This is a genomic window from Sulfitobacter sp. 1A13421, assembly GCF_043557285.1.
Taxonomy (GTDB): domain Bacteria; phylum Pseudomonadota; class Alphaproteobacteria; order Rhodobacterales; family Rhodobacteraceae; genus Sulfitobacter; species Sulfitobacter faviae.
On the sequence record NZ_JBIFFQ010000002.1, the window covers coordinates 385,729 to 410,225 of the forward strand.

Here is a 24,497-nt window from a genome sequence, read left to right on the forward strand (position 1 = left end):
GGGCAGGGCTACCCCTTGGCGGGAAGTGAGGAATTCAGACATGATCGACGACAGACGCGCACGGCGCAACGTAGCGGTGCTGGTGGCAGCCCAGGCCTTTCTCGGGGCGCAGATGCCGATGATATTCCTTGTCGGAGGTCTCGCCGGGCAGTCGCTTGCGACCAATGTCTGTCTTGCCACCCTGCCGATCTCGATGATCGTTTTGGGCTCCATGCTTTCGGCCACGCCGGTCTCGGCCATCATGCAGCGCTATGGCCGCCGGGCGGGGTTCTTTCTGGGGGCCGCGGGCGGTGCCTTGGGCGGCGCGGTCGCGGCCTACGGGCTTTATCTGGCGTCCTTTCCTGTTTTCCTGCTGGGGTCGCTCCTGACGGGCATCTATATGTCGGCGCAGGGCTTCTACCGTTTCGCCGCCGCCGATACCGCCTCGGATGATTTCCGGCCCAAGGCGATCTCCTATGTCATGGCGGGCGGTCTTGTCTCGGCCATCATCGGGCCGCAGCTTGCCACGGCCACGTCGATGAGCCTCGTGGTGCCCTTCCTTGGCACCTATATGGCCGTGGTGGCGGTGAACCTTATCGGGGCGCTGCTGTTTCTCTTCATCGACATTCCAAAACCGCCGATCCCGGCCCATGACGCGCCCAAGGGCCGCAGCCGGTGGGAACTTTTGACCACGCCGCGCATCGCCGTTGCGGTGATCTGCGCCATGGTGTCCTATGCCTTGATGAACCTTGTGATGACCTCGACCCCGCTGGCGGTCGTCGGCTGCGGCTATAGCCAAGACAGCGCGGGCTATGTGGTTACCGGCCATGTGCTGGCGATGTTCGCGCCTTCGTTCTTTACCGGCCATCTGATCAACCGTTTCGGCGTGGAGCGGATCATGGGCCTTGGCATCGCGATCCTTGCCGCCGCCGGGCTGGTCGCGCTTCAGGGGGTGGAACTGGGCAACTTCTTTGTCGCGCTGATCCTGCTTGGACTGGGCTGGAACTTTGGCTTCATCGGGGCCACCACCATGCTTGCGGGCGCGCATGAGCCGCATGAGCGCGGACGGATGCAGGGCCTGAACGATCTGCTGGTGTTCGGCGGCGTGACCGTGGCCTCGCTGGCCTCGGGCGGGCTGATGAACTGTTCGGGCGGCACGGCGCAGGAAGGCTGGGCGGCGGTGAACCTTGCCATGGTGCCCTTCTTGGTGCTCGCGGGCGGGTCGCTGATCTGGCTGGTGCTGCGCAGCCGCAAGGAGACGCAGCTGAGCTAAGCGCCTACCAGCGCGACGCCATGGCCCGCAGCGCGAAATGGCGGCGCGGGTCAGGCAGCGCGGCTTGGGAAACCTTTTCCGGCGCATCCACCGCGGCCCGCAACACCGGACCCGCATGGGCGGCAGGCAGCAGCGCCGCGCGCGCCGCCTTGGGGATCCTGCCCCGATTGGCACGCGCCGATTTCAGCCGGTCAAGCGCCCCCTTGGCGAGGGCCGAGACCCCCTCTGCCGTGCCGTCCAACAGCGGCACGCGGCCCGCCTCTTCCAAATTCGGAATGGCACAGAGCCATGCGGCGATCCCAGTGGCATAGGCCGCATCGCGCACGACCGCTTCATCCGTCGCCCCAAAGCGGCGGGCGGCGACCCACATCAGATGGCCTGCGGTCTGGTCGATATAGCGCTCGAAATGCGCGGCATCCTCGAAGGGGTCTTTGTAGATGTCCCACCGCCGCGCGGCGACGAGTTCATCGAGCAGTTCAGCATCCTCCGGCGCGAGCGCACGGGCCAGCGGCGTGGTCACCTCATGCCGCCGCACCGGGCCGTCCTTGGCGATCTCTTCCAGCGCGTCGCGCCACCATTGCAGGCGCATCTCGGCGATCATCGCCTCTTGGGTGACCCATGGGGCGCGGGCAACTTCGACGTTAAAGGCATAGAGCGGGAAGAGCAGCTTGCGCGTCTCGACGGGGGCGGCCATGGCGGCGCGAAAGCGCCAAGGGTCGGCGCGCTCTACCATGGCGGCGCAGGCGTTCAGATCGGCGTCAAAGGTCATGTGGGGCGTGCCACCGTCAGAAGATAGCCGAACTCATCCCGATGCGCGCGCCAGCAGGCGATCTCCGCCTCGGCGGCATCGAGCACTTGAGCCAAATCATCATCCGCAGCGGGGCGCAGCTTTTCGATCCGCGCCTCCAAGGGGGTGTAGTAATTCTCCCAAGCCTCATCCGACAGGACACGGGTCGCCACGACCTCATAGCCCGCCGCGCGGACCCGCTCGGCAATGCCGTCTGCATCGCTCATCGCGGGGTAGTCCGCCCATTGCGCGCGGGCCTCTTCCGACGGGCTATCCGTCAGCCAGCAGGGTTCGGAGAAGGCCACCACACCGCCCGCGCGCAGCGACTTGCGCCAGCGGGTCAGCGCCTCGGTCACGCCAAGGAAATAGACCGCACCGGCGCACCAAATGAGATCATATTCATTGGCGATCGCGGCCATATCGGCCCGCAGCAGGGTAACATTGCCATCGGCCACAAAACGGCCCCGCGCGGTGTCGACGAAATGCGCAGTTTGATCGAGGGCCGTCACATGGCCCTGCGGGATCGCCGCGCGGAGGGCGCCGATGTCGCTGCCGGGGCCGCAGGCCACATCGGCAATCTCGGCCCGAGCGGGCAGATCGACCTGATCCACCGCCCAGCTCACATCCGCAGGCTCCCCCGGCCCTTCGCGTGGTAAATCGCGGTGGAGGGTGAAAAAGGCGGTCATATCATCTGTCATTGGGCGCGGTCCCGGATCAATTTCCAACGTATCGCATCAAGCAGCGCTTCGAATGAGGCGTCGAGTATGTTGGCGCTGACGCCCACGGTGGACCAGCGCCGCCCCTGCCCGTCTTCGCTGTCGATGATGACGCGGGTGGTGGCTTCGGTGCCGCCTTGGGTGATGCGCACCTTGAAGTCAACCAGACGCATGTCCTCCAGAAGGCTGCTGTATTTGCCCAAGTCCTTGGCCAGCGCCTTGGACAGCGCGTTGACCGGGCCACGGTCCGCGCCATCCTCGTCCAGCGATTCCGAGACCGAGAGCCGTTTTTCCCCGTCCACATCAATGACCACGACCGCTTCGGAGAGGCTGACCATCCGGCCTTCGGCATTGCGGCGGCGTTCGACGGTGACGCGGTAGCGCTCGACCTCGAACAGATGCGGCAACTGGCCCATCACGTCGCGGGCCAGCAGCTCAAAGCTCGCCTGCGCGGTGTCATAGGCATAGCCCTGCGCCTCGCGGTCCTTGACCACCTCCAAGATCCGGCCAAGCGCAGGGTCGCCCTTGGCGACCGAAAGGCCCGCATCGCTCAGCCGTTTGCGCAGGTTGGATTGCCCGGCTTGGTTCGACATCGGAATGACGCGCGTATTGCCGACCAGCGCGGGGTCGATATGCTCATAGGTGCTGGGGTCTTTGGCGATGGCGCTGGCATGCAGCCCCGCCTTATGTGCAAAGGCCGAAGACCCGACGAAGCCCGCCTGTTTCATCGGCACGCGGTTGAGGATCTCATCCAACATGCGGCTGGTGCGAGTCAGACCGCGCAGCGCGTCATCGGTGACGCCGATCTCATAGCGGCTGGCATAGGGCTCTTTCAGCAGCAGGATCGGGATCAGGGTGGTCAGGTTGGCGTTGCCACAACGCTCCCCCAGCCCGTTGAGCGTGCCTTGGATCTGCCGCGCGCCCGCGTCAACGGCGGCCAGCGTGCAGGCCACGGCGTTTTCGGTGTCGTCGTGGGTGTGAATGCCCAGATGATCCCCCGGGATGCCCGCCGCGATCACGGCGCGGGTGATGCGGCCAATCTCATCGGGCAGCGTGCCACCATTGGTGTCGCAAAGCACGATCCAACGCGCGCCCGCGTCATAGGCCGCGCGGATCGCTTCCAGCGCGTAGTCGGGATTTGCCTTGTAGCCGTCAAAGAAATGCTCGGCGTCGAAGAGCGCCTCCCGCCCTTGGGCGACCAGATGGGCGACGGATTTGGCGATGTTGTCGGTGTTTTCCGCCAGGGTGATGCCAAGGGCGGTTTTGACGTGGAAGTCGTGGGTCTTGCCGACGATGCAGACGGATTTGGTGCCCGCGTTGAGCACGGCGGCCAGCACGTCGTCATTCTCAGCCGACATGCCCGCGCGTTTGGTCATGCCAAAGGCGGTGAGCCTTGCCCGCGTCGGCGGGGCGGCGTCGAAGAAGGCGCTGTCGGTCGGGTTGGCCCCAGGCCAGCCGCCTTCGATGTAATCCACGCCAAGCGCGTCGAGCGCGCTGGCGATCTGGCGTTTCTCGTCGGTGGAGAACTGCACGCCTTGGGTTTGTTGCCCGTCGCGCAGAGTGGTGTCGTAGAGGCTGAGGCGCGCGCGGGTCATGAGAGATTGCCTCCGTCCGCGTCACACTCCCGTTCGTGCCCGCGGCACGAACAGCGCCCGACCGCCCCCATGGGCGGGCGCTTCGCTTCCGCCCGCGGTCGAACACCGTTCTTGGGACGGCGACACATCACAACAACCCCTCCAACTGGCTCCGATCAAAGCCCGGCGGCGGCGTCAGCTTCACCCCGTCCTTGCTCATCTGCACCTCGATCCCGACCGAGATCAGCGCTTTCTTAATCCGGTCCACCTCGGCGAAATCCTTGGTCTCCATCGCAGTGGCACGGGCATCGCTGAGGAAGGCTTCGATATCGGTCAAGTCCAGCGCTTGTACCGCAGCCCATTCGGGGATCAAATCATCCAGCAGCCCCAGAAGCGACAGCGCCCCGCGCAGCCCCGCCGTATCGCCTGCATTTGACAGACGGTGGCATTCGGTCAGCGCCCCGTGGGTGTTGAGATCATCGGCCAAGAGCGCCACCAGTTCGGCGCCCGGCGTCGCGGCCTCGGCCTCTGCCGCCTGAAGATACCATTTGCGCAGGGTCTTTTCGGCCTCCTCGCGCTTCTTCTCGGTCCAGTCCATCGGCTTGCGGTAATGGGTCGAGAGCATCACGAAACGGATGACCTCCCCCGGCACGCCTTGGTCCAGCAAATCGCGGACGGTAAAGAAGTTGCCCAAGGACTTGGACATCTTCTTGCCCTCGACCTGCAACATCTCATTGTGCAGCCAGTAGTTGGCGAACCCGTGGCCCGCGCATTTCGATTGGGCGATCTCATTCTCATGATGCGGGAATTGCAGGTCGATGCCGCCGCCGTGGATGTCGAAACGCTCTCCCAACAGGTCGTGCGCCATGGCGGAACATTCGATATGCCAGCCCGGACGCCCCTCGCCCCAAGGGGAATCCCAGCCGGGGGTGTCTTCGTCCGAGGGCTTCCACAGCACGAAATCCATCGGGTCTTCCTTATAAGGCGCCACCTCGACCCGTGCACCAGCGATCATATCGTCGACCGACCGGCCCGAAAGCGCACCATATTCGGCATATTTGCGCACCCGGAACAGCACATGGCCCTCGGCCTCATAGGCGTAGCCCTCATCCATCAGCCCGCGGATCATCGCGACCATTTGGGGGATATACTGCGTGGCACGCGGCATGTGGTCGGGCTCCAAGGCGCCCACGGCGGCCATGTCGTCCAGATACCACTGCGTCGTCTCGGCGGTGATCTCTCCGATGCTGCGCCCGCTCTCTGCGGCGCGGGCGTTGATCTTGTCGTCCACATCGGTGAAATTGCGCACGTAAGTCACATGCTGCGGCCCATAGACATAACGCAGCAAGCGGTAGAGCACATCGAACACGATCACGGGCCGTGCGTTGCCCAGATGCGCCCGGTCATAGACGGTGGGGCCGCAGACATACATCCGCACATTCTGCGCATCGATCGGGGTGAAATCCTCTTTCTTCCGGGTGGCGGTATTGTGCAGCTTGATCGTCAGGTCACGGGTCATGGGCAGGCGTCCTTGCGCGGGTGTGACGCGGGCTTGGCATAGTTTTGTCAGAATGGGAATGACGTGAACAGCGGCCCGCGAGGATGTCTCAGCGGGTAATGCAGCAAATAATGAGCGTTGCGGTGTTCATGACCGGGTTGTAGCAAGCGCGCCGCCCTGCGCCAAGCCCCTTGTCCGGTTAAGTTTTATGCAACCCTGCCTTCCGCCTTGCCGGCGCGGATTGACAAAGCCCCAAGGCTCTGCCCCCTTGTGCGGAAAATTTCGGAGGCATCATGGATAGATCATCGCGCATCAAAGGGGTTCTGGCCGGAGGGTCCGACGGCTGGGAAGTGTTTCACAAATCGCGCGCGATGATCGCGGCGGGGGTGCCGGTGATCGAGCTTACCATCGGCGAGCATGACATTCGCACCGCCGCCCCGATCCTGCAAGAGATGCACCGCAGCGCGCTTGGCGGACATACCGGCTATGCCGCCGTGCCGGGCACCGATGCCCTGCGCGACCGGATTGCAAAACGCGCCGAAGAGCGGACCGGCGTGCCGACGACGCGGGACAATGTGGTGGTCACCCCGGGCGGGCAAGCGGGGCTTTTCGCGGCGTTCATGGCGGTCTGCGACCCCGGCGATGCGGCGCTTTACATCGACCCCTATTATGCCACCTACCCCGGCACCCTGCGTGCTGCCGGGGCACGGGCCGTGTCGGTCGAAGCGCGGGCCGATCAGGGGTTCTTGCCCCGCAGGGCGGATCTGGCGGCAGCCGCCGAGGGCGCAAAAGCGCTGTTGATCAACACGCCCAACAACCCGACCGGCCTGATCTATGGCCGCGAAACCTTGGAAGAGATCGCGCAGGTCTGCCAAGAACGCGACCTCTGGCTGGTCTCGGATGAGGTCTATGACACGCAGATTTGGGAGGGCGCACATCTCAGCCCCCGCGCCCTGCCCGGTATGGCGGAGCGAACGCTGGTCATCGGCTCCATGTCGAAATCCCACGCGATGACCGGCAGCCGCTGTGGCTGGATTATCGGGCCCGAAGACATCATCGCCGACCTGATCGACCTTGCGACCCATACCAACTACGGCGTGCCGGGCTTCATTCAGGACGCGAGCGACTACGCCCTCGCCCAGGGCGCGGCTTTTGAGGAGGAAATCAGCGCCCCCTTCGCCCGCCGCCGCGCGCTGGCGCAACGGGTCTTGAGCACTCAGAACGTGGTGCGTTCGGTGCCCTCGCAAGGGGCGATGTATCTGATGCTGGATGTCCGCGCTACGGGCCTCAGCGGCAGCGAATTTGCCGATGCCCTGCTGGAAGATCAGCAGATCGCGGTGATGCCGGGCGAGAGTTTCGGCGCGGCGGCGGCGGGCCACGTGCGCGTGGCCATGACGATCGAAGACAGCGCGTTTGAGGCGGCCTTGCGCGACCTCTGCCGCTTTGCCGAAGGGCGCGCCAGCCGCGCCGCGTAAACAAAAAAGACCGGCCTCCTTTCGGAAGCCGGTCCTTCATCAAAGCGGGTCATCCCGCCAAGACAGATCAGAAGCGCATGGAACCCCGCAGGGAGATCGTGGTCGCGTCCAGATCTTCGCCTGTGCCGCCTACGTCATCGAATTTGTGCTGCAGCACTTCGCCACCAACGGTGTAGCGGTCAGTCACTTTATAGGTGACGCCCAGACCGGCGAAGGGGCCAGTTTCATCGCCAACGCTTGTGTCGGCACGGGCTGCACCGGCTGTTGCATAAACCAGTGTCTTACCGAAGTCGTAGCCAGCCTTGACCTTGGCGCGTGCCACGGAGTCCACATCGCCTGCGCCGTTGCCCAGATCGATGTCGGTCTTGTCGTAGTCAAGTTCGCCACCCAGAACGAATTTGCCGAAGTCATAGTCGTAACCGGCGTGGAAACCGTAGGACGTGTCGTCGCCGTCAAGGTTGCCGCTGTCGCTGTCGACGTCGGTCTGGCCGACCTGAAGACCGGTGTAGAAGCCTGTCCAGTCGCCATCAACGGCCACGGGTGTCGGCGCCGGTGTGAAAACCGGTGCTTCAACGGTGGTGTCTTCCAGCGAACCGGCTGCTGCTGCACCCGCGAAGGCGCTGGATGCGATCAGGGCGATGCTGGCGATTGTTGTCGTGCGTTTCATGTTCTGCTCCTTAAATACAGGTGACCCCGCGATCCTCGCCGCGGGGTCACTCACGCAACGCCCCATTTAGGGTTGGGTTTCAGTTTTTTCACATCACAGAATTGCGATGCGCTGATTGTCGCACATTTGCAACATACCCTCGGCTAGTGGCCGCTTAAGTTATGTATCATGTGTCGAATTGGTCGTCGCTCAGACGTGTTTTATTATGTGAAATCAGTCGGTTGATACCGCAACACGAATTCCCGACCGTGTTTGCCCTCACCGCAGCGAAAGTTCCGCCAGAGAAACGACCCCGAGACAACTGCGCAAAAGAGGCTCCCCGATCGAAAACCACTAAAACGCCCCCGGCCCCGCGCCATTCCCTCACGGTAGACCCCGTCCGAGGCTTGCTGTCACCACTGAACGCGTTATCTGCTTGTATTGTCAGCAAGAAGGAGCAGGCCCCACCCCATGTCTTGGATCACCACCCATCTGGAAGTCGTCATTATCGTGATCCTGACGCTGCTGGCGGCGATCGTGATCTTGCAACAACGCCGCACGCCGCAATCCACCGCCGCTTGGCTGTTGTTCATCATCGTGCTGCCTTGGGTCGCGGTGCCTTTGTTTCTTGCGCTCGGCTTTCGCAAACAATCCTCGCGCTACACGCAGGTGCATTTTCTGAAAGGCGATACCGGCGGCCCGCCGCCCCGCCCTGTGCATACGCTTGACGCGACGATGCAGTATTTCGGCCTGCCCGCCGCCGTCCATGGCCAAGACCTGCGGCTCTTGGGCGACCCGACGGCGGCCCATGAAGCGGTGATGGCGCTGATCCAAGGGGCCGAGAAACGGCTCGACGTGCTCTTTTACATCGTAGCCAATGACGACACCGGGCGCATTTTCGTCGACGCGCTGACCGAACGCGCCAAGGCGGGCGTGAAAGTTCGGCTGCTGATGGACCGTTTGGGCACCCTGCGCGGCCCGACAGCCGCCCTGCGCCGCCTGCGCGACGCGGGCGGCGATGTACGCTTCTACTCTCCGCTACTGCAACTGCCGGGATCGGGCCATCTGAACCTCCGCAACCACCGCAAAATGATCATCGCCGATGATGCGCGGGTCTTTTCCGGGGGCATGAACATCGGCGCGCATTACCTCGGGCCTGCGGCCTTGGAGGATGGCTGGACCGATCTGGCCTTTCTGCTCGAAGGGCGCGCGGTGCAGAGTTTCGGCGATGTGTTCCGCTCAGACTGGGGCGTCGCCAGTGGGGAGGCTTTGGACCCGGCCCCCTCGGTCGCGGCCCATACCGGCGGGACGGCAACGGTGCAGCTCGTGCCTTCCGGCCCCGATATCGCCGAAGACCCGCTGCATGACGGACTGATCCGCGCAATTCACCTGGCCGAGGCGCGGATTTGGCTGGTGACCCCCTATTTCGTCCCGACCGAAGCGCTCGGTTCGGCTTTGACCACCGCGGCCCGGCGGGGCGTGGATGTGCGGGTACTGGTCCCCGAACGCTCGAACCAACGGATGGCCGATTTCGCGCGGGGCGCCTATCTGCGCGATCTGCATGAGGCGGGGGGCCATGTGCTCTATTACCAGCCTGGCATGATCCACGCCAAAGCCGGGATCATCGACGACATGGGGCTGGTCGGCACGGCCAATTTCGACGTGCGCAGCATGTTGCTGAATTTCGAGGTCACGCTTTTCGTCTATGACGCGGCCTCGGTCGCGAAGCTGCATGATTGGTTCGAACATCTCTCCGAGCATTGCGCCATGGAAAGACCGCCAAGCGGGATGTTCCGCAAGGTGGCCGAAGGGCTGTTTCGTCTGGGAGCGCCCGTCCTATGATCCCCGCCGTCGCCCCGCAATCGCTGCGCATCGTGAGCTATAACATCCGCAAGGCCATGGGCACCGACCGGCGCCGCGACCCTGAGCGGATCATGCGGATCATCCGCAGCCTGCATGCCGATGTGGTCGTGCTGCAAGAGGCCGACCGCCGCCGCGCGCCGCGCCCCTCGGCCCTGCCGCTCGACCGGGTCGAAGAGGTGACGGGCCTGCGCCCTCTGCCCACGCCGAGCGACGTGAGCATCGGCTGGCATGGCAATGCCGTTCTGGTCCGCCCCTCGGCCAAGATCGACAGGGTGGCGCATCTGACCCTGCCGGGGGTGGAGCCGCGCGGCGCCATGGTCGCCGACCTGCATATCGGCGCGCGCCAATTGCGCGTGATCGCATCGCATCTGGGGCTGCTGCGTCCGTCGCGCAAGGAGCAACTGAGCGCCATGATCGCCCATCTCGACGCCTGCGCCGCCTGCCCGACGTTGATCGCGGGCGACCTGAACGAATGGTCGCAAAAGGTGGGGCTCGGGCGTCTGGCGAAACGGTTCACCATTCATGCGCCGGGCAAAAGCTATCACGCGCGGATGCCCGTGGCCTTCCTAGATCGCATCGCCTTGGACCAACATCTTACTGTGCGCCAAGGCGGTGTGATCGAGACGGCCCAGACCCGCCGCGCCTCGGACCATTTGCCGATCTGGCTCGACGTGGCGCATCGCTAGACGCCCTCACCCCGTGGCCCAAGCCAATTCGCCCACCATCATGTTGCAGGCCTGTTGCGGGGTCGAGAAGGCGACCTGCATATCAAAGGCCATGCGCACATCCGCCCGCGCCTTTGCAATCGTGGCATCCGTCGCGCCAAGCCGCCGGGCAGTGGCAATGTTCTGGTTCGCGTCATGTCGCAGCTTCCGCACGCTTTCATAGCCGCCCGCAAACCCCGCACATTGTTTCGCCGTCAATTCCGCCGCCGCCGCTTTACGCGCCGCGGCCTCCATCGGTGAGGCCGGAGGCTCCACACAGCCCGCCAGCGATCCGGCGAGAAATCCCAATATAATAAGACGTTTCATCAAATTCTCCCTTTCACGACCTTGATAGGGAGAGACTGGTTTAATTTTGGTTAACGCAATCTGGATGGCAGCGCGGAAATTAACCCTTTCGCGCAAGTATGGCTGAGGCGCCCCGGCAGCCTCGTCGGGGCGGGCCTTGCGGCCCTGCCCCTGCGCGCCCCTTTCGGGGCACATCTCATCAGCTACAACCCGAGGTGCCCCCGCAGGTGTTGCACTTCATGCAGGTGCCGTTGCGAACCAATGTGTAGTTACCACATTCACCGCAGGCTTCGCCCTCATAGCCCTGCATCTTGGCCTTGGCCCGCGCATCAAGGCTGACCGCGCCAGTGCTGACGGAGGTCGAGGGTTGCACCGCGACCGCCACGTCGCCGCCGCTCACTTGGGGCGCGTAAGCGGTGCTCGGCTCGACGCCCTGCCCGCCTTGCAACACCACCAACTCTTGCGGCAGCCGGTTGCGCAGATAGCCGGTGGAGCTGATTTGCTTGAGTACCTCCAAGGACTTATTCGCGGCCCCCTCGCTCAACTCGCTGACGTTCGAGAGGTTCTCTTCCTCGCCCCGGCCCAGATCGTCAAAGGTCGCGCCCTCGGGCTTCACATGTGCCAGATCGGTGCGGTCGAGGTAGCTCACCGCCAATTCACGGAACACATAGTCAAGGATCGAGGTCGCCTGTTTGATGCTGTCGTTGCCCTGCACCATGCCCGCCGGTTCGAACTTGGTGAAGGTGAAGGCGTCAACGAACTCCTCCAGCGGCACGCCGTATTGCAGACCGACCGAGACCGCGATGGCGAAGTTGTTCATCATCGCCCGGAAGCCCGCGCCTTCCTTGTGCATGTCGATGAAGATCTCGCCCAGCTTGCCGTCCTCATATTCGCCGGTGCGCAGATAAACTTTGTGACCGCCCACGTTTGCCTTCTGCGTATAGCCCTTGCGGCGCTGCGGCATCTTCTCGCGATGTGATTTGATGATCTCTTTGACGATCACCTTCTCGACGATCTTCTCGGCCAACACGGCGGCCTTCTCATGCGTGTTGCCGCTTTCCAGCGTCTCGGCAGCGTCTTCGTCGTCCTCCACGAGGGCTGCGGCCAGCGGCTGGCTCAGCTTCGAGCCGTCGCGGTAGAGCGCATTGGCCTTGATCCCGAGCGACCAGCTCAGTTCATAAGCCTTCTGGCAGTCCTCGATCGTCGCATCATTCGGCATGTTGATCGTCTTGGAGATCGCCCCCGAGATAAAGCTCTGCGCCGCTGCCATCATGTGGATGTGGCTGTTAACCGAGAGATAGCGCTTGCCCTTCTTGCCGCAGGGGTTGGCACAGTCGAAGATGTCGTAATGCTCCTCGCGCAGATGCGGCGCGCCTTCGAGCGTCATGGTCCCGCAGACGTGGTCATTGGCCGCTTCGATATCGGCCTTGCTGAAACCGAGGGAGCGGAGCAGATCGAAGGTCGGGTCGTTCAGCTTTTCGGTCGGAATGCCCAGCACCTGCGTGCAGAAGGCTTCGCCCAGCGTCCATTGGTTGAACACAAAGCGGATGTCGAAGGCCTGCTTTAGCGCGGCGTCGATCTTGGCCAATTCATTGGCGCCAAAGCCGTGCCCTGCCAGCGTGGTGTGGTTGATCGCGGGCGCATTGCCGATGGTGCCATGGCCGACGGCATAGCTGACGATCTCTTCGATCTGGGCCGAGCCGTAGCCGAGTTTTTCCAGCGCGGCAGGGACGGATTGGTTGATGATCTTGAAATATCCACCCCCGGCGAGCTTCTTGAACTTCACCAGCGCGAAGTCAGGCTCGATGCCGGTGGTATCGCAGTCCATCACCAGACCGATGGTGCCGGTGGGCGCGATGACCGAAGTTTGCGCGTTGCGGTAGCCATGGGCTTCGCCCAGTTTCAGCGCCTCGTCCCAGCAGGATTTGGCGATGTCGACCAACCCTGCCTGCGGGCAGTTGGCGTGATCCAGCGGCACCGGCTTGACCGACAGCTTCTCATAGCCGTCAACTTTCCCATAGGCGGCGGTGCGGTGGTTGCGGATGACGCGCAGCATGTGCTCGGCGTTCTTGGCATAGCCCGGAAAGGCGCCCAATTCGCCCGCCATCTCAGCGGAGGTCGCATAGGCGACGCCGGTCATGATCGCGGTCAGCGCACCGCCCAAAGCGCGGCCCTCGTCGCTGTCATAGGAATAGCCCATGTTCATGAGCAAGCCGCCGATATTGGCATAGCCCAGACCCAGCGTGCGGAAGTCGTAAGACCGCTGCGCGATTTCCTTGGAGGGGAACTGCGCCATCATCACGCTGATCTCCAGTGTCACGGTCCACAGGCGCGCGGCATGCATGTAGTCCTCGACCTGAAAGACCCCGTCCTGAAGGAAGGTCAGCAGGTTCATCGAAGCCAGATTGCACGCCGTATCGTCAAGGAACATGTACTCCGAACAGGGGTTCGAGCCGCGGATCGCACCGTCTTCGGGGCAGGTGTGCCAGTCGTTCACGGTGTCGTGGTACTGGATGCCCGGATCGGCGCAGGCCCATGCGGCGTGGCCGACCTGATCCCAGAGGTCGCGGGCGCGGACGGTCTTGACCACCCGGTTCTCAGTGCGGCTGATCAACTCCCAGTCGGCATCCTTCTCAACCGCCTTCAGGAAGGCGTTGGTGACGCGGATCGAGTTGTTGGAGTTCTGGCCCGAGACGGAGTTATAGGCCTCGCTATCCCAGTCGGTGTCATAGGTCGGGAACTCGATGCCGGTGTGGCCCTGCTTGGCATAGTCCAGCACGCGTTTGACGTAAGTCTCGGGGATCGCGACCTTCTTGGCCTCGCGGATCGCCTGTTTCAGCGCGGCGTTCTTCGTGGGGTCATAGGCATCCGCTTCGGCCCCGTCCCATGCCTTGATCGCGTCGAACAAAAGGTTGAGCTTCTGCTCGTGCATCTTGGAGCCGGCGACGATGGAGGCCACCTTCTGCTCTTCGAGCACCTTCCAGTTGATGAAATCCTCGATATCGGGGTGGTCGGCGTCGACGATCACCATCTTGGCCGCCCGGCGGGTGGTGCCGCCGGATTTGATGGCGCCAGCGGCGCGGTCCCCGATCTTGAGGAACCCCATCAAACCCGACGACTTGCCGCCGCCCGACAGCTTCTCGCCCTCTCCGCGGAGCGATGAAAAGTTGGTGCCCGTGCCCGAGCCGTATTTGAACAGACGCGCCTCGCGGACCCAGAGGTCCATGATGCCACCGTCGCCCACCAGATCGTCGCCGACGGACTGGATAAAGCAGGCATGCGGCTGCGGGTGCTCATAAGAGGATTTCGACCGGGTCAGTTTGCCGGTCTTGTAGTCGACGTAGTAATGCCCCTGCGCCGGGCCATCGATGCCGTAGGCCCAGTGCAACCCAGTGTTGAACCACTGTGGGCTGTTGGGGGCGGCGCGCTGGCTGGCCAGCATGTGGCGCATTTCGTCGTAGTAGGCGCGGGCGTCTTCCTCGGTCGAGAAATAGCCGCCCTTCCAGCCCCAATAGGCCCAGGCCCCGGCCAGACGGTCGAAGACCTGCTTGGAAGAGGTCTCTCCACCCATCTCGGCGCCCTCTGCGGGCTCGGAGCGCCAGAGGAACTCGGGCACGTCCTTTTCCTTCACCTTGCGGGTCTTGCTGGGCACGCCGGCCTTGCGGAAATACTTCTGCGCAATCACGTCGCTGGCGACCTGGCTCCAGGACTTGGGCACTTCGACGTTGTCGAGCTTGAACACCACCGAACCGTCAGGGTTGCGGATCTCTGACACCGTGGTGACAAAGTCCAAATCCGCATAGGCATCCTGCCCGGCCTTGGTGAAATTCCGTTCAATCTTCATCGTCGCTGCCCTTTTTCAAACTCTCAAAATCCTGAGCCGACATGCCCACGGCAGGCCGTCTCACCCCTATGTGCTGGCAGTTTGAACAAAGCTTCCCCGCGCCACCTGCAGACGCAAGCGGCCCGAAACCGATGAAATCGCTGGTTCTATACTCTGTCCCCGCCGCCGAAGCGCCCGTTGCGTTAACCACAACATATTGTGGCGCTTTACTTGACCCCCACAAACTGACGTAGATCGCACTAATTGGTCAACGGTTTTTTTCGGAATTATTTCGGGGCGGGCAGTTGACCGAAGCCCCCCGATTTGCCCCGCGCCCTACCCCAGTGATTCAGCCTCAGGATATCCCCAAAGATACCCGCAAGCCCGACTGGCGGGCGCCTTTGAAATAATCCATTGCCGGGGCCGGGTTAGCGGAGGTGTTTGAGAGATTGGTTGAATTCATCCACAGCCCAAGACCACCCACCGGGCGACAGGCCGCCGAAAGTGGGCTATGTGCCACGATCACCCGGCCCAAGCCCCCTGCCCCATGTCCGCATCAAGAACCGCGGCAGAATCATCACGATCTCGGCGCGCACAGGCGCAAACTGCCAATGCGGCGGCGGCAGCTACTATATCTTGTGCAGAATGAGGATAGGACAACGGGCGCACCTCAACCAAAGCGGGAAGCGCTACACCAGCGATGTTGGAAGAAAATGGTCGGAGCGAGAGGATTCGAACCTCCGACCCCCTGTACCCAAAACAGGTGCGCTACCAGGCTGCGCCACGCTCCGACTGGGGCTTCTTTAGCCATAAGCCCGCCAATTGAAAAGCCCCGATTGACCTTAAAATTGGAAAATCCGCGAAGTCTTTAGCAGGGCCAAGCCGGAGCGTTCCCGGCAAAGGCCGGATGGCGGATTTCGCTGCCTTCGGTGATCCCAAGGCGTTTCGACAAGCCGCCGTTAATCTCCAGCACCGACAGCAAATCGTCGCCGCCCGGGATCGGTGTTTCGTCCAGCGGTTTGGCGGAGTGGCGGATCTTCTGCACCACACCCCTTTCGTCGATGAACAGCAGGTCCAGTGGGATCAACGTGTTGCGCATCCAGAAATTCAGGGGCTGAGGTCTTTCGTAGATAAAGAGCATCCCCGCGCTCAGCGGCAGTGAACGGCGGTGCATCAGCCCCGTGGCGCGTTCCGCCGTGTCATCAGCCACTTCGACAGAGAAGCGGGCCTTCCCCCACTCCCCGCGGAGCGTCACGGAATCGATACGGCAAACCTCGGCCACCGCCGCGCCGGTCAGCAACAAGCCAGCCAGTGCCGCCCCTGCCATATGCCTTGCCAGTCGCCTGACCTTTAGCCGTCTATCACCGCGTCCCATGAGCTTACCTCCGCCGCCAGATGGCCCCGATCGCCAACAATCACACGCATGGCAAGTGCTTCGCCCGGTTGCAAATCACAAAGTCCGGATTGGCGCAGCACGTCGATATGCAAAAACACATCTTCCGCGCAGCCAAAGACATTTGCAAACCCGAATCCCTTGGCCTTGTCGAACCATTTGACACGGGCGGGCTCAAACTCGGCGGTGGCCAGTTGCTCAGGATCGAAACCGGCGAATTCCACCACGGCGGCGGGCAATTCACGGGGCGCCTCGACGGAAAGCACTTCGACCGCCTGCGCCCCGCGCTCGGTCTGTTGGACGCGCACCGCCACCCGCGCCCCATCCGCGACAGAGCTTTGGCCGTAATTGCGCAGGACGTTGACGTGCAGCAGGATGTCCGCCCCGCCCGCATCCGCGACGACAAAGCCGAAGCCCTTGACCGGGTCGAACCATTTGACCACGCCTTCGAGGGGGTCATCTATCGCCGCTGGTTCCGCTTGGGTTTCAGACACATCTTTCATGGGGTATCGCGCCGTCAGATCAGGGGTTGAGCCGGGTCACGGCCCAGGGTGCCGCGACATCTGCGCGCCGCCATTGGAAACGGTCATGCAGGCGAAACTCGCCATCGGCCCAGAATTCGATTTCCAACGGGGTGATCCGGTAACCGCCCCAGAACGGGGGGCGCTCAGGGTTCACCCCCTTTTGCGCGGTCACCTTGGCCACCTCGGCCATCAGCGCACCGCGGCCCGAGAGCGGCTGCGATTGGCGCGAGGCCCAAGCCCCCAGACGGCTTTTGAGCGAGCGCGAGGCGTAATAGGCATCGGCCTGCGGCCCGTCCTCGCGGCTGATTAAGCCGCGCACCCGCAGCTGGCGGCGCAGGGATTTCCAATGCATGACAAAGGCCGCCTTCCCCGCGCCGTCAAGTTCCTGCGCCTTCTGGCTTTCGTAATTGGTGTAAAAGACAAAAGCCTCCGGCTCGATCTCTTTCAGCAGCACCATGCGGGCGTTGGGCAGACCTTGCGAATCTACCGTGCTGAGCGCGATGGCATTGGGATCATTCGGCTCGGTCGCCTCTGCTTCGGAAAGCCAACGCTGCGCAATTGCAAAGGGATCATCCCCCGCAAAAATACCAGTCCGCGTCTCCATTCGGCATCTCCTTCAGAGTGCTTTGCCTGTCACCGGTTCTACACCGGGGCCCGATCTCTTCGGTATGGCATTTGTTAACAATCGGCAACTCAAAGGACAACCTCACCCGATTTCCGACAGTTAGCCGCCGATCTTATGGCAAATCTCGGGGGTGAAGGCGCCTGTGCAGTCTTGATGGTAGCGCTGCAATCGCCTAGACCAAGACAACCTGAACGGAACATAGACAAGAACATAGACAAGGCGGCGGAATGGGAAACGAACTGATGCAGGGCAAGCGCGGGCTCATCATGGGGCTGGCGAATGACAAATCCATCGCATGGGGCGTGGCCAAGGCACTGGCCGATGCGGGGGCGGAACTTGCTTTTTCCTACCAAGGCGAAGCGCTGAAGAAACGCGTCGGCCCGCTGGCCGAGCAGCTTGGCAGCGACATCGTTCTGCCCTGCGACGTGGGCGATGAAGCATCGATCGACGCGCTTTTCGAAAGCCTGAAAGAACGTTGGGGTGAGTTGGATTTCATCGTTCACGCCATCGGCTTTTCCGACAAGGGCGAGCTGCGTGGCCGCTATGTCGACACCAGCCGCGGCAATTTCGCCATGTCGATGGACATCTCGGTCTATTCCTTCACCGCCGTGATGCAGCGCGCCGAGAAGATGATGTCGCCCGGTGCCAGCGCGCTGACGCTCACCTACTACGGCGCCGAGAAGGTAATGCCGCATTATAATGTGATGGGGGTGGCCAAGGCGGCGCTGGAGGCGAGCGTAAAATACCTCGCCGAGGATCTGGGCAAGGACGGCATCCGCGTCAACGCGATCTCGGCGGGGCCGATCAAGACGCTGGCGGCTTCCGGCATCGGCGACTTCCGCTACATCATGAAATGGAACGAGTATAACTCGCCCCTGCGCCGCAACGTCACCACAGAGGACGTGGGCAAGGCCGCGCTGTTCCTGTTGTCGGATCTGGGCAGCGGCACCACGGGTGAGAACCTGCATGTGGACGCGGGCTATCACGTCGTCGGCATGAAGGCGGTTGACGCGCCCGACATGTCCAAGGAATAAGCCGCCCAAATTAATTCGCGCGGGTGCCCGCGCCAGCTGCTGCAAAGGACCACCATGACCAAATCCAAGGACGCCTCGCGCCTGCCCCATGAAAAGGGCTTTCACATCTCCTGGGATCAGATCCACCGCGACAGCCGCGCACTAGCGTGGCGGCTGGACGGTCTGGGCCCCGACGATGGCGCTTGGCGTGCGGTCGTGGCAATCACTCGCGGCGGCATGGCGCCCGCGATGATCGTCGCGCGCGAGCTCGACATCCGCACCGTCGACACGATCTCGGTCATGTCCTACCACTCGGGTGGCGGCGCCGCCGACCAACGCCGCGAGGCGAAGGTGCTGAAATCCCCCGATGCCGAGATGATGGGCGACGGCACTGGCATCCTGATCGTCGACGACCTTGTCGACAGCGGCAAGACCATCGAACTGGTGCGCGAGCTTTACCCGCAGGCGCATTTCGCCACCGTCTATGCCAAGCCCGAGGGCGAGCCGCAGGTCGATACTTTCATCACCGGCGTGAGCCAGGACACATGGATTTTCTTCCCGTGGGACATGGCCCTGCAATATGTCGAACCCTACCGCGGCAAGGACTGACCGGCCCCGCGCCAGCTGCCCTGCCCCTATCTGACCGGATACCCCCATGACGCTTCCGCGCACCGCCACCACTTTCTTTCCTCCGGTGATGGAGGCGCGGCGCTGGCTCGACGGGGTCGACTTCCCGACCGACCGCTGATCAATGTCAGCCAAGCCGCGCCCGTCAATCCGCCCCCCGAAGGGCTGCGCCGGGCCATGGCCGAGGTCACGCTGAACAACGATGAGGCGCATCTCTACGGGCCGGTGCTGGGCCTGCCGGAGCTGCGCGCCGAACTGGCGCGGCAGACGGCCGAAAAATACGCGGGCGTGGTGACCGACGAACAGGTCTGCATCACCTCCGGCTGCAACCAAGCCTTTGCCGCCGCCATCGCCACGCTCTGCGGCGAGGGCGACGAGGTCATCATCCCGACGCCGTGGTACTTCAATCACAAGATGTGGCTCGACATGAGCGGCGTCACCGCGGTGCCGCTTCCCGTTGAGGCCGACATGCTGCCCGACCCCGAGAAGGCCGCGGCATCCATCACCCCGCGCACCCGGGCCATCGCGCTGGTCACGCCCAACAACCCCGGCGGCGTGGAATACCCTGCCGCCCTCGTGCAGGACTTCTTTGACCTCGCCCGCCGCCACGGCATCGCGCTGATCCTTGATGAGACCTACCGCGACTTCCACAGCCGCCCCGGCGCGCCACACACGCTGTTCCGCGACCCCGATTGGCATGACACACTCATCCACCTCTATTCTTTCTCCAAAGCCTACCGCCTGACCGGCCACCGCGTCGGCGCGCTGATCGCCAGCCGCGCACGGTTGGCCGAGGTCGAGAAGTTCCTCGACACCGTCGCCATCTGCCCCGCGCAGATCGGCCAACACGGCGCGCTTTGGGGGATGCAGAACCTCAGCGCATGGCTTGCCGAAGAACGCGAGGAAATCCTCACCCGCCGCGCCGCCATTGCCGACCTGATGCCCCGGCTTGAACCGCTGGGCTGGGAGCTTCTGGGGCTGGGCGGCTACTTCGCCTATATGCGCCATCCTTTCAGCGTTTCTTCGGCTGATCTGGCGCGCGATCTGGTGCGTGACGCCGGCGTGCTCTGCCTGCCCGGCACGATGTTCCAGCCCGAGGGTGACGCCCGCGGCGAAAGCCAGTTGCGCATCGCCTTTGCCAACCTCGACGCCGCCGGTCTAAAGGTGCTTTTCGACAGGCTTGCAGCCCTGCCACGCAACGCATAGACAGGTCCGAAATCAACGAGGGACCGTGTCATGGCCAAAAAGGGCTTCAGCTTTTCGAAAACCGCCGTCTGGGCCTTGATGGCCCTTTTGATCTTGGGTCTGGGCGGCTTTGGCGCGATCAACCTCAGCGGCAATCTGCGCAGCATCGGCACCGTGGGCGACAAGTCGATCTCGGTCGATCAATATGCCCGCCAGTTGCAGCAGGAAATCCGCGCGATCGAAGCCCAAACGGGGGAGAGCCTGCCCTTCGCCCGCGCCCGAGAAATGGGGCTGGACCGCGCCGTGCTGCAACGGATCGTGCGCAACCGCGCGCTGGACCACGAAGCCGACGAAATGGGCATCTCCATCGGTGATGCCACCCTGCGTGATGAGATCGTGGCGATCTCGGCCTTCCAAGGGATCGACGGCAATTTCGACCGCGAAGGCTATCGCTTTGCCCTTCAGCAAAGCGGGATGAGCGAGGCCGAGTTCGAACGCTCGATCCGCGAAGAAGCCGCGCGCGGCCTGCTCCAACGCGCCATTCTGGGCGGCGTCTCCATGCCCGACACCTATGCCCGCACGCTGGTCGACTATGTCGCCGAAGAGCGCAGCTTCACTTGGGCACGGTTGAGCGAGGATGACCTCGACGCGCCCCTGCCCGCCGCCACCGAAGACGAATTGCGCGCCTATTACGACGCCAACACCGATGACTTCATGCTGCCCGCCAGCAAAAGAATCACCTACGCTTGGCTCGCTCCCGAAGACCTGCTGGACGAAGTCGAAGTGCCCGAAGAAGAACTGCGCGCCGAATATGACGCCCGCAGCGACGAATACGACCAGCCCGAGCGGCGTTTGGTCGAACGTCTGGTCTTTGCCGATCAGGAGGCCGCAGACCGCGCTGCCGCAGCGCTTGAGGTCGACGGCACCACTTTCGAGGCGTTGGTCGAAGAGCGCGGCCTTGCTCTGGCGGATGTCGATCTGGGCGATGTCGCGAAATCCGATCTCGATGACGCAGGTGATGCGGTATTCTCCGCCGAAAGCGGTGATATCGTAGGCCCGCTGCCCAGCTCGCTTGGTCCGGCCCTGTTCCGTGTGAACGCCATCCTTCCCGCGCAGCATGTGCCTTTCCAAGAGGCCCGTGACGTGCTGGAAGAGACCCTCGCCATCTCCCGCGCCACCCGCGCTGTCGAAGCCCGCGCGCAAGAGATTGACGACCAGCTTGCCGGGGGTGCCACGCTCGAAGACTTGGCCCAAGAGACCAAAATGCGCCTTGGCACCATCGACTGGACCCAAGACAGCAGCGAGGGCATCGCCGCCTATGGCGCCTTCCGCGAGGCCGCGGCGGGGCTGAGTGCCAATGACTTCCCGCAGATCGATCAACTCGAAGACGGCGGCATCTTTGCCATGCGTCTGGATGAGACCAAAGAGGCGCGTCCCGAACCTTTCGAAGAGGCCCGCGACGCCGTTGAGACCGCATGGCGCAACGCCCAAATTGTCGAGGCGCTGACCGAAAAGGCCGAGAGCCTGACCGAGACGCTGGCCGAAGAAGGGGGTTTTGAAGCCGCCGGTCTTTCGCCGCAGCTTGGCGAAGGGCTGACCCGCAGCTCCTATGTCGACGGCACGCCGGACGATTTCATGGATCAGGTCTTTGACCTCGACGAAGGCGGTGTGGCCGTCCTGCCTGCAGGCGATAGCGTCGTGGTTCTGCGCGTCGATGCCGTGACACCGGCGGGCGAAGACGACCAGACCCAAGCGCTGATGGACCGTCTGTCGCAGCAGTTGGATCAGGCGCTGGCCCAAGGTCTTTTCGATATCTACAGCAATGCCGTCATGCGCGACGCCGATCCCCAGATCGACCAGCGCGCGATCAATGCCGTGCATGTGAACTTTCCCTGATAGGCAATTTTGATGGCCCTGACCCCGGATTTCGATAGTTTCGCCCGCGCCTATGAGGCGGGCGAGAATCAGATCGTCTACACCCGCCTTGCTGCCGACCTCGACACGCCTGTGTCCTTGATGCTGAAACTCACCGGCGCGGCGGAGAATGCCTTTGTGCTGGAATCCGTCACCGGCGGCGATGTGCGCGGGCGGTATTCGATCATCGGTATGAAGCCCGATCTGATTTGGCGCTGCCGGGGCAAGACCTCCGCACTCAACCGTGCGGCGCGCTATGATGCCGATGCCTTTGAGGATATGCCCGGTGACCCGCTGGACCGTCTGCGCGACGTGATCGCGGAATCGCGGATTACCCTGCCCGACGATTTGCCGCAAGCCGCCGCCGGGCTCTTTGGCTACCTCGGCTATGACATGATCCGGCTTGTCGAACATCTGCCCAATGTGAACCCCGACCCTCTGGGCCTGCCCGACGCCGTGATGGTACGCCCTTCGGTCGTCGCGGTCCTCGACGGGGTCAAAGGCGAGGTGACCATCGTCTCCCCCGCTTGGGTGTCCGAGGGCCAAACCGCCCGCGCGGCCTATGCCCAGGCCGCCGAGCGGGTGATGGACGCCGTGCGCGATCTGGAACGCGCCATGCCTCAGACCTCCCGCGATTTGGGAGAGGCCGAAGACGCGCCGGAACCGGTCAGCAATTTCACCCGCGATGGCTATAAATCTGCTGTGGAAAAGGCGCGCGACTATATCAAGGCGGGCGATATCTTTCAGGTGGTCCCAAGCCAGCGGTGGGCCCAAGGTTTCACCCAACCGCCCTTCGCGCTCTACCGCAGCTTGCGGCGCACCAACCCCTCGCCCTTCATGTTCTATTTCAACTTCGGCGGCTTCCATGTGGTGGGTGCCAGCCCCGAAATCCTCGTGCGGGTATTCGGCAACGAAGTGACCATCCGACCCATTGCAGGCACCCGAAAACGTGGTGCTACGCCGGAGGAGGATCGCGCGCTGGAAGCCGATTTGCTCAGCGACCCCAAGGAGTTGGCAGAACACCTGATGCTGCTGGATCTGGGCCGCAACGACGTGGGCCGGGTTGCCAAGATCGGCAGCGTGCGCCCTACGGAGGAGTTCATCGTCGAGCGTTACAGCCACGTCATGCACATCGTCTCCAACGTGGTGGGCGAGTTGAAAGAGGGCAAGGATGCACTCGACGCCTTTTTTGCCGGAATGCCTGCCGGCACCGTTTCCGGCGCGCCAAAGGTTCGCGCGATGGAGATCATCGACGAGTTGGAGCCCGAGAAGCGCGGCGTTTATGGCGGCGGCGTGGGCTATTTCAGCGCGGGCGGCGACATGGACATGTGTATCGCCCTGCGCACCGCCGTGGTGAAGGACGAAACGCTCTATATCCAAGCAGGCGGCGGCGTGGTCTATGACAGCGATCCCGAGGCCGAATTCATGGAAACCGTGCATAAATCCGGCGCAATCCGCCGCGCGGCTGCGGATGCGTCGCGGTTCGGCGGCAAAGGCAACGGCTGACCATGGCCCCCCGCGCGCCCTTCCAGATCGCGGGGCATTCCGTCGCCCCCGGCAGCAGCCTTGCCGTTGATCTGCCCGTTTCGATCCTGCCGGATCACACGCCGGTGCATCTGTCGCTGGAAATCTTCCACGGCAAACGGCCCGGGCCGACGATGTTCGTCTCCGCCGCGGTGCATGGGGATGAGGTGATCGGCGTCGAGATCCTGCGCCGCCTGTTGCGCGCGCCGCAACTCTCGGCGCTGCGCGGCACACTCATTGTAGTGCCTGTCGTGAACTCCTTCGGCTTCCTGAACCGCTCGCGCTACCTGCCAGACCGACGCGATCTGAACCGCTGTTTCCCCGGCTCGCCCACCGGCAGCCTCGGCGCGCGGCTGGCGCATATCTTTCTGCAAGAGGTGGTGCTGCGCTGCGACTTCGGCATCGACCTACATTCGGCGGCGATCCACCGCACGAACCTGCCGCAGGTGCGCGTCTCTCCGGCGGATAAGGTGATCCAGAAAATGGCGCTGGATTTCGGTGCGCCGGTGGTGCTGACCTCCCCGTTGCGCGACGGGTCGCTGCGGGCGGTCGCCGCGAAACAAGGCACACCGATCCTGCTCTACGAGGCGGGTGAAGGGCTGCGCTTTGACGAGATGGCCGTGCGGGCCGGTCTGGCGGGCATCCTGCGCGTCATGCGCGGGCAAGACATGCTGCCCGCCAAGGGCATCGCCCGCGCCCGCAGCGCGCCCTATATCTGCACCGCTTCCCATTGGCTGCGCGCCCCCGCAGGCGGCCTGCTGCGCACCTTCCGGGCCGAGGGGGAAACCGTCGCCGAGGGCGATCTTCTGGCCATCGTCTCGGACCCATTCGGCAAGGAGGAGGCCGAGCTTCTGGCCGATGCGCCCGGCATCCTCATCGGGCGGGCGATGCTGCCCATCGTTAACGAGGGCGATGCGGTCTTTCACCTTGCCAAACTCGGCCCCCGCGCGGCGGAGGCGACGGTGGATGAACTCGCCAGCCAGTTGGAGGAAGACCCGCTCTTCGACGAAGACGAGATTATCTAGCGCCAAGGCGCCCCCCGCGCGGG

General features: G+C 63.5%; 19 protein-coding genes, 1 tRNA gene and 1 pseudogene. 10 read left to right on the forward strand and 11 right to left on the reverse strand.

What is annotated here, in order from left to right:
* The first annotated feature begins 40 nt into the window (after positions 1-40).
* Positions 41-1,252, forward strand: a complete 1,212-nt coding sequence (locus ACGYLI_RS05675; RefSeq protein WP_394417934.1) for an MFS transporter — start codon at positions 41-43, stop codon at positions 1,250-1,252.
* A 4-nt stretch (positions 1,253-1,256) separates the two neighbouring features.
* Here ACGYLI_RS05675 and ACGYLI_RS05680 read toward each other — a convergent pair whose 3' ends face one another.
* The 4 genes from ACGYLI_RS05680 to cysS all read right to left on the reverse strand — a co-directional run bounded on the left by ACGYLI_RS05680 (position 1,257) and on the right by cysS (position 5,848).
* The gene (locus ACGYLI_RS05680; RefSeq protein ID WP_394417937.1) at positions 1,257-2,021 is read right to left on the reverse strand and encodes a squalene/phytoene synthase family protein; all 765 of its coding nucleotides are present in this window, start codon (positions 2,019-2,021) and stop codon (positions 1,257-1,259) included.
* Positions 2,018-2,737, reverse strand: coding sequence for a class I SAM-dependent methyltransferase (locus ACGYLI_RS05685; protein ID WP_394417940.1), 720 nt, complete (start codon positions 2,735-2,737; stop codon positions 2,018-2,020). Before ACGYLI_RS05685 ends, ACGYLI_RS05680 begins: the two co-directional genes overlap by 4 nt.
* On the reverse strand, positions 2,734-4,350 hold the full coding sequence (gene cimA, locus ACGYLI_RS05690) for a citramalate synthase (RefSeq protein WP_394417943.1): 1,617 nt from the start codon (positions 4,348-4,350) through the stop codon (positions 2,734-2,736). The genes ACGYLI_RS05685 and cimA overlap by 4 nt, the downstream gene beginning before the upstream one ends.
* A 127-nt stretch (positions 4,351-4,477) precedes the next feature.
* Complete coding sequence (gene cysS, locus ACGYLI_RS05695; protein ID WP_394417946.1) at positions 4,478-5,848, reverse strand: cysteine--tRNA ligase; 1,371 nt, start codon at positions 5,846-5,848, stop codon at positions 4,478-4,480.
* A 272-nt stretch (positions 5,849-6,120) separates the two neighbouring features.
* Here cysS and ACGYLI_RS05700 point away from each other — a divergent pair, with 272 nt between their 5' ends.
* Complete coding sequence (locus tag ACGYLI_RS05700; protein ID WP_394417949.1) at positions 6,121-7,302, forward strand: pyridoxal phosphate-dependent aminotransferase; 1,182 nt, start codon at positions 6,121-6,123, stop codon at positions 7,300-7,302.
* 67 nt (positions 7,303-7,369) lie between these two features.
* Here ACGYLI_RS05700 and ACGYLI_RS05705 read toward each other — a convergent pair whose 3' ends face one another.
* Positions 7,370-7,969: an outer membrane protein gene (locus ACGYLI_RS05705; protein ID WP_271687147.1), complete on the reverse strand. Its 600-nt coding sequence runs from the start codon at positions 7,967-7,969 to the stop codon at positions 7,370-7,372.
* 450 nt (positions 7,970-8,419) lie between these two features.
* On the opposite strand from ACGYLI_RS05705, the gene ACGYLI_RS05710 reads away from it, so the two are divergent.
* Positions 8,420-9,790, forward strand: coding sequence for a phospholipase D-like domain-containing protein (locus ACGYLI_RS05710; protein WP_394417952.1), 1,371 nt, complete (start codon positions 8,420-8,422; stop codon positions 9,788-9,790).
* Positions 9,787-10,497, forward strand: a complete 711-nt coding sequence (locus tag ACGYLI_RS05715; protein WP_394417955.1) for an endonuclease/exonuclease/phosphatase family protein — start codon at positions 9,787-9,789, stop codon at positions 10,495-10,497. The genes ACGYLI_RS05710 and ACGYLI_RS05715 overlap by 4 nt, the downstream gene beginning before the upstream one ends.
* 6 nt (positions 10,498-10,503) lie before the next feature.
* Here the strand turns inward: ACGYLI_RS05715 and ACGYLI_RS05720 are convergent, their stop codons facing one another.
* The 6 genes from ACGYLI_RS05720 to pdxH form a co-directional block, all read right to left on the reverse strand.
* Entirely contained in the window at positions 10,504-10,842 is a 339-nt protein-coding gene (locus ACGYLI_RS05720; RefSeq protein ID WP_394417958.1) for a hypothetical protein, read from the reverse strand.
* Positions 10,843-11,020: 178 nt separating this feature from the next.
* On the reverse strand, positions 11,021-14,665 hold the full coding sequence (locus ACGYLI_RS05725; RefSeq protein ID WP_394417961.1) for a vitamin B12-dependent ribonucleotide reductase: 3,645 nt from the start codon (positions 14,663-14,665) through the stop codon (positions 11,021-11,023).
* Positions 14,666-15,358: 693 nt separating this feature from the next.
* Positions 15,359-15,435 (reverse strand) — tRNA-Pro (locus ACGYLI_RS05730).
* Positions 15,436-15,512: 77 nt separating this feature from the next.
* Positions 15,513-15,971 carry a DUF192 domain-containing protein gene (locus ACGYLI_RS05735; protein WP_394417964.1) on the reverse strand — a complete coding sequence of 153 codons (459 nt, stop codon included), beginning with the start codon at positions 15,969-15,971 and terminating at the stop codon, positions 15,513-15,515.
* A 23-nt stretch (positions 15,972-15,994) separates the two neighbouring features.
* Positions 15,995-16,540 carry a cold shock domain-containing protein gene (locus ACGYLI_RS05740; RefSeq protein ID WP_394417967.1) on the reverse strand — a complete coding sequence of 182 codons (546 nt, stop codon included), beginning with the start codon at positions 16,538-16,540 and terminating at the stop codon, positions 15,995-15,997.
* A 19-nt stretch (positions 16,541-16,559) separates the two neighbouring features.
* Positions 16,560-17,165: a pyridoxamine 5'-phosphate oxidase gene (gene pdxH, locus ACGYLI_RS05745; protein ID WP_271691432.1), complete on the reverse strand. Its 606-nt coding sequence runs from the start codon at positions 17,163-17,165 to the stop codon at positions 16,560-16,562.
* Between the two features lie 248 nt (positions 17,166-17,413).
* Here pdxH and fabI point away from each other — a divergent pair, with 248 nt between their 5' ends.
* The 6 genes and pseudogenes from fabI (at position 17,414) to ACGYLI_RS05775 (ending at position 24,474) form a co-directional block, all read left to right on the forward strand.
* Positions 17,414-18,220 (forward strand): enoyl-ACP reductase FabI, encoded by an 807-nt coding sequence (gene fabI, locus ACGYLI_RS05750; protein WP_067261594.1) that lies wholly within the window; start codon positions 17,414-17,416, stop codon positions 18,218-18,220.
* 54 nt (positions 18,221-18,274) lie between these two features.
* On the forward strand, positions 18,275-18,808 hold the full coding sequence (gene gpt, locus ACGYLI_RS05755) for a xanthine phosphoribosyltransferase (RefSeq protein ID WP_067261592.1): 534 nt from the start codon (positions 18,275-18,277) through the stop codon (positions 18,806-18,808).
* Between the two features lie 46 nt (positions 18,809-18,854).
* Positions 18,855-20,032, forward strand: a pseudogene (locus tag ACGYLI_RS05760) (aminotransferase).
* Positions 20,033-20,062: 30 nt separating this feature from the next.
* Positions 20,063-21,907: a peptidyl-prolyl cis-trans isomerase gene (locus ACGYLI_RS05765; protein ID WP_394417971.1), complete on the forward strand. Its 1,845-nt coding sequence runs from the start codon at positions 20,063-20,065 to the stop codon at positions 21,905-21,907.
* 12 nt (positions 21,908-21,919) lie between these two features.
* A complete protein-coding gene (gene trpE, locus ACGYLI_RS05770; protein ID WP_394417974.1) occupies positions 21,920-23,431 on the forward strand; it encodes an anthranilate synthase component I in 1,512 nt (503 codons plus the stop codon).
* Between the two features lie 2 nt (positions 23,432-23,433).
* On the forward strand, positions 23,434-24,474 hold the full coding sequence (locus ACGYLI_RS05775; protein ID WP_394417977.1) for a succinylglutamate desuccinylase/aspartoacylase family protein: 1,041 nt from the start codon (positions 23,434-23,436) through the stop codon (positions 24,472-24,474).
* The last annotated feature ends 23 nt before the right edge of the window (positions 24,475-24,497 follow it).

Coding starts and splice junctions, on each gene's coding strand:
- ACGYLI_RS05675 (WP_394417934.1), top strand. CDS start 41: ATGATCGACGACAGACGCGCACGGCGCAACGTAGCGGTGCTGGTGGCA.
- ACGYLI_RS05680 (WP_394417937.1), bottom strand. CDS start 2,021: ATGACCTTTGACGCCGATCTGAACGCCTGCGCCGCCATGGTAGAGCGC.
- ACGYLI_RS05685 (WP_394417940.1), bottom strand. CDS start 2,737: ATGACAGATGATATGACCGCCTTTTTCACCCTCCACCGCGATTTACCA.
- cimA (WP_394417943.1), bottom strand. CDS start 4,350: ATGACCCGCGCGCGCCTCAGCCTCTACGACACCACTCTGCGCGACGGG.
- cysS (WP_394417946.1), bottom strand. CDS start 5,848: ATGACCCGTGACCTGACGATCAAGCTGCACAATACCGCCACCCGGAAG.
- ACGYLI_RS05700 (WP_394417949.1), top strand. CDS start 6,121: ATGGATAGATCATCGCGCATCAAAGGGGTTCTGGCCGGAGGGTCCGAC.
- ACGYLI_RS05705 (WP_271687147.1), bottom strand. CDS start 7,969: ATGAAACGCACGACAACAATCGCCAGCATCGCCCTGATCGCATCCAGC.
- ACGYLI_RS05710 (WP_394417952.1), top strand. CDS start 8,420: ATGTCTTGGATCACCACCCATCTGGAAGTCGTCATTATCGTGATCCTG.
- ACGYLI_RS05715 (WP_394417955.1), top strand. CDS start 9,787: ATGATCCCCGCCGTCGCCCCGCAATCGCTGCGCATCGTGAGCTATAAC.
- ACGYLI_RS05720 (WP_394417958.1), bottom strand. CDS start 10,842: ATGAAACGTCTTATTATATTGGGATTTCTCGCCGGATCGCTGGCGGGC.
- ACGYLI_RS05725 (WP_394417961.1), bottom strand. CDS start 14,665: ATGAAGATTGAACGGAATTTCACCAAGGCCGGGCAGGATGCCTATGCG.
- ACGYLI_RS05735 (WP_394417964.1), bottom strand. CDS start 15,971: ATGGCAGGGGCGGCACTGGCTGGCTTGTTGCTGACCGGCGCGGCGGTG.
- ACGYLI_RS05740 (WP_394417967.1), bottom strand. CDS start 16,540: ATGAAAGATGTGTCTGAAACCCAAGCGGAACCAGCGGCGATAGATGAC.
- pdxH (WP_271691432.1), bottom strand. CDS start 17,165: ATGGAGACGCGGACTGGTATTTTTGCGGGGGATGATCCCTTTGCAATT.
- fabI (WP_067261594.1), top strand. CDS start 17,414: ATGGGAAACGAACTGATGCAGGGCAAGCGCGGGCTCATCATGGGGCTG.
- gpt (WP_067261592.1), top strand. CDS start 18,275: ATGACCAAATCCAAGGACGCCTCGCGCCTGCCCCATGAAAAGGGCTTT.
- ACGYLI_RS05765 (WP_394417971.1), top strand. CDS start 20,063: ATGGCCAAAAAGGGCTTCAGCTTTTCGAAAACCGCCGTCTGGGCCTTG.
- trpE (WP_394417974.1), top strand. CDS start 21,920: ATGGCCCTGACCCCGGATTTCGATAGTTTCGCCCGCGCCTATGAGGCG.
- ACGYLI_RS05775 (WP_394417977.1), top strand. CDS start 23,434: ATGGCCCCCCGCGCGCCCTTCCAGATCGCGGGGCATTCCGTCGCCCCC.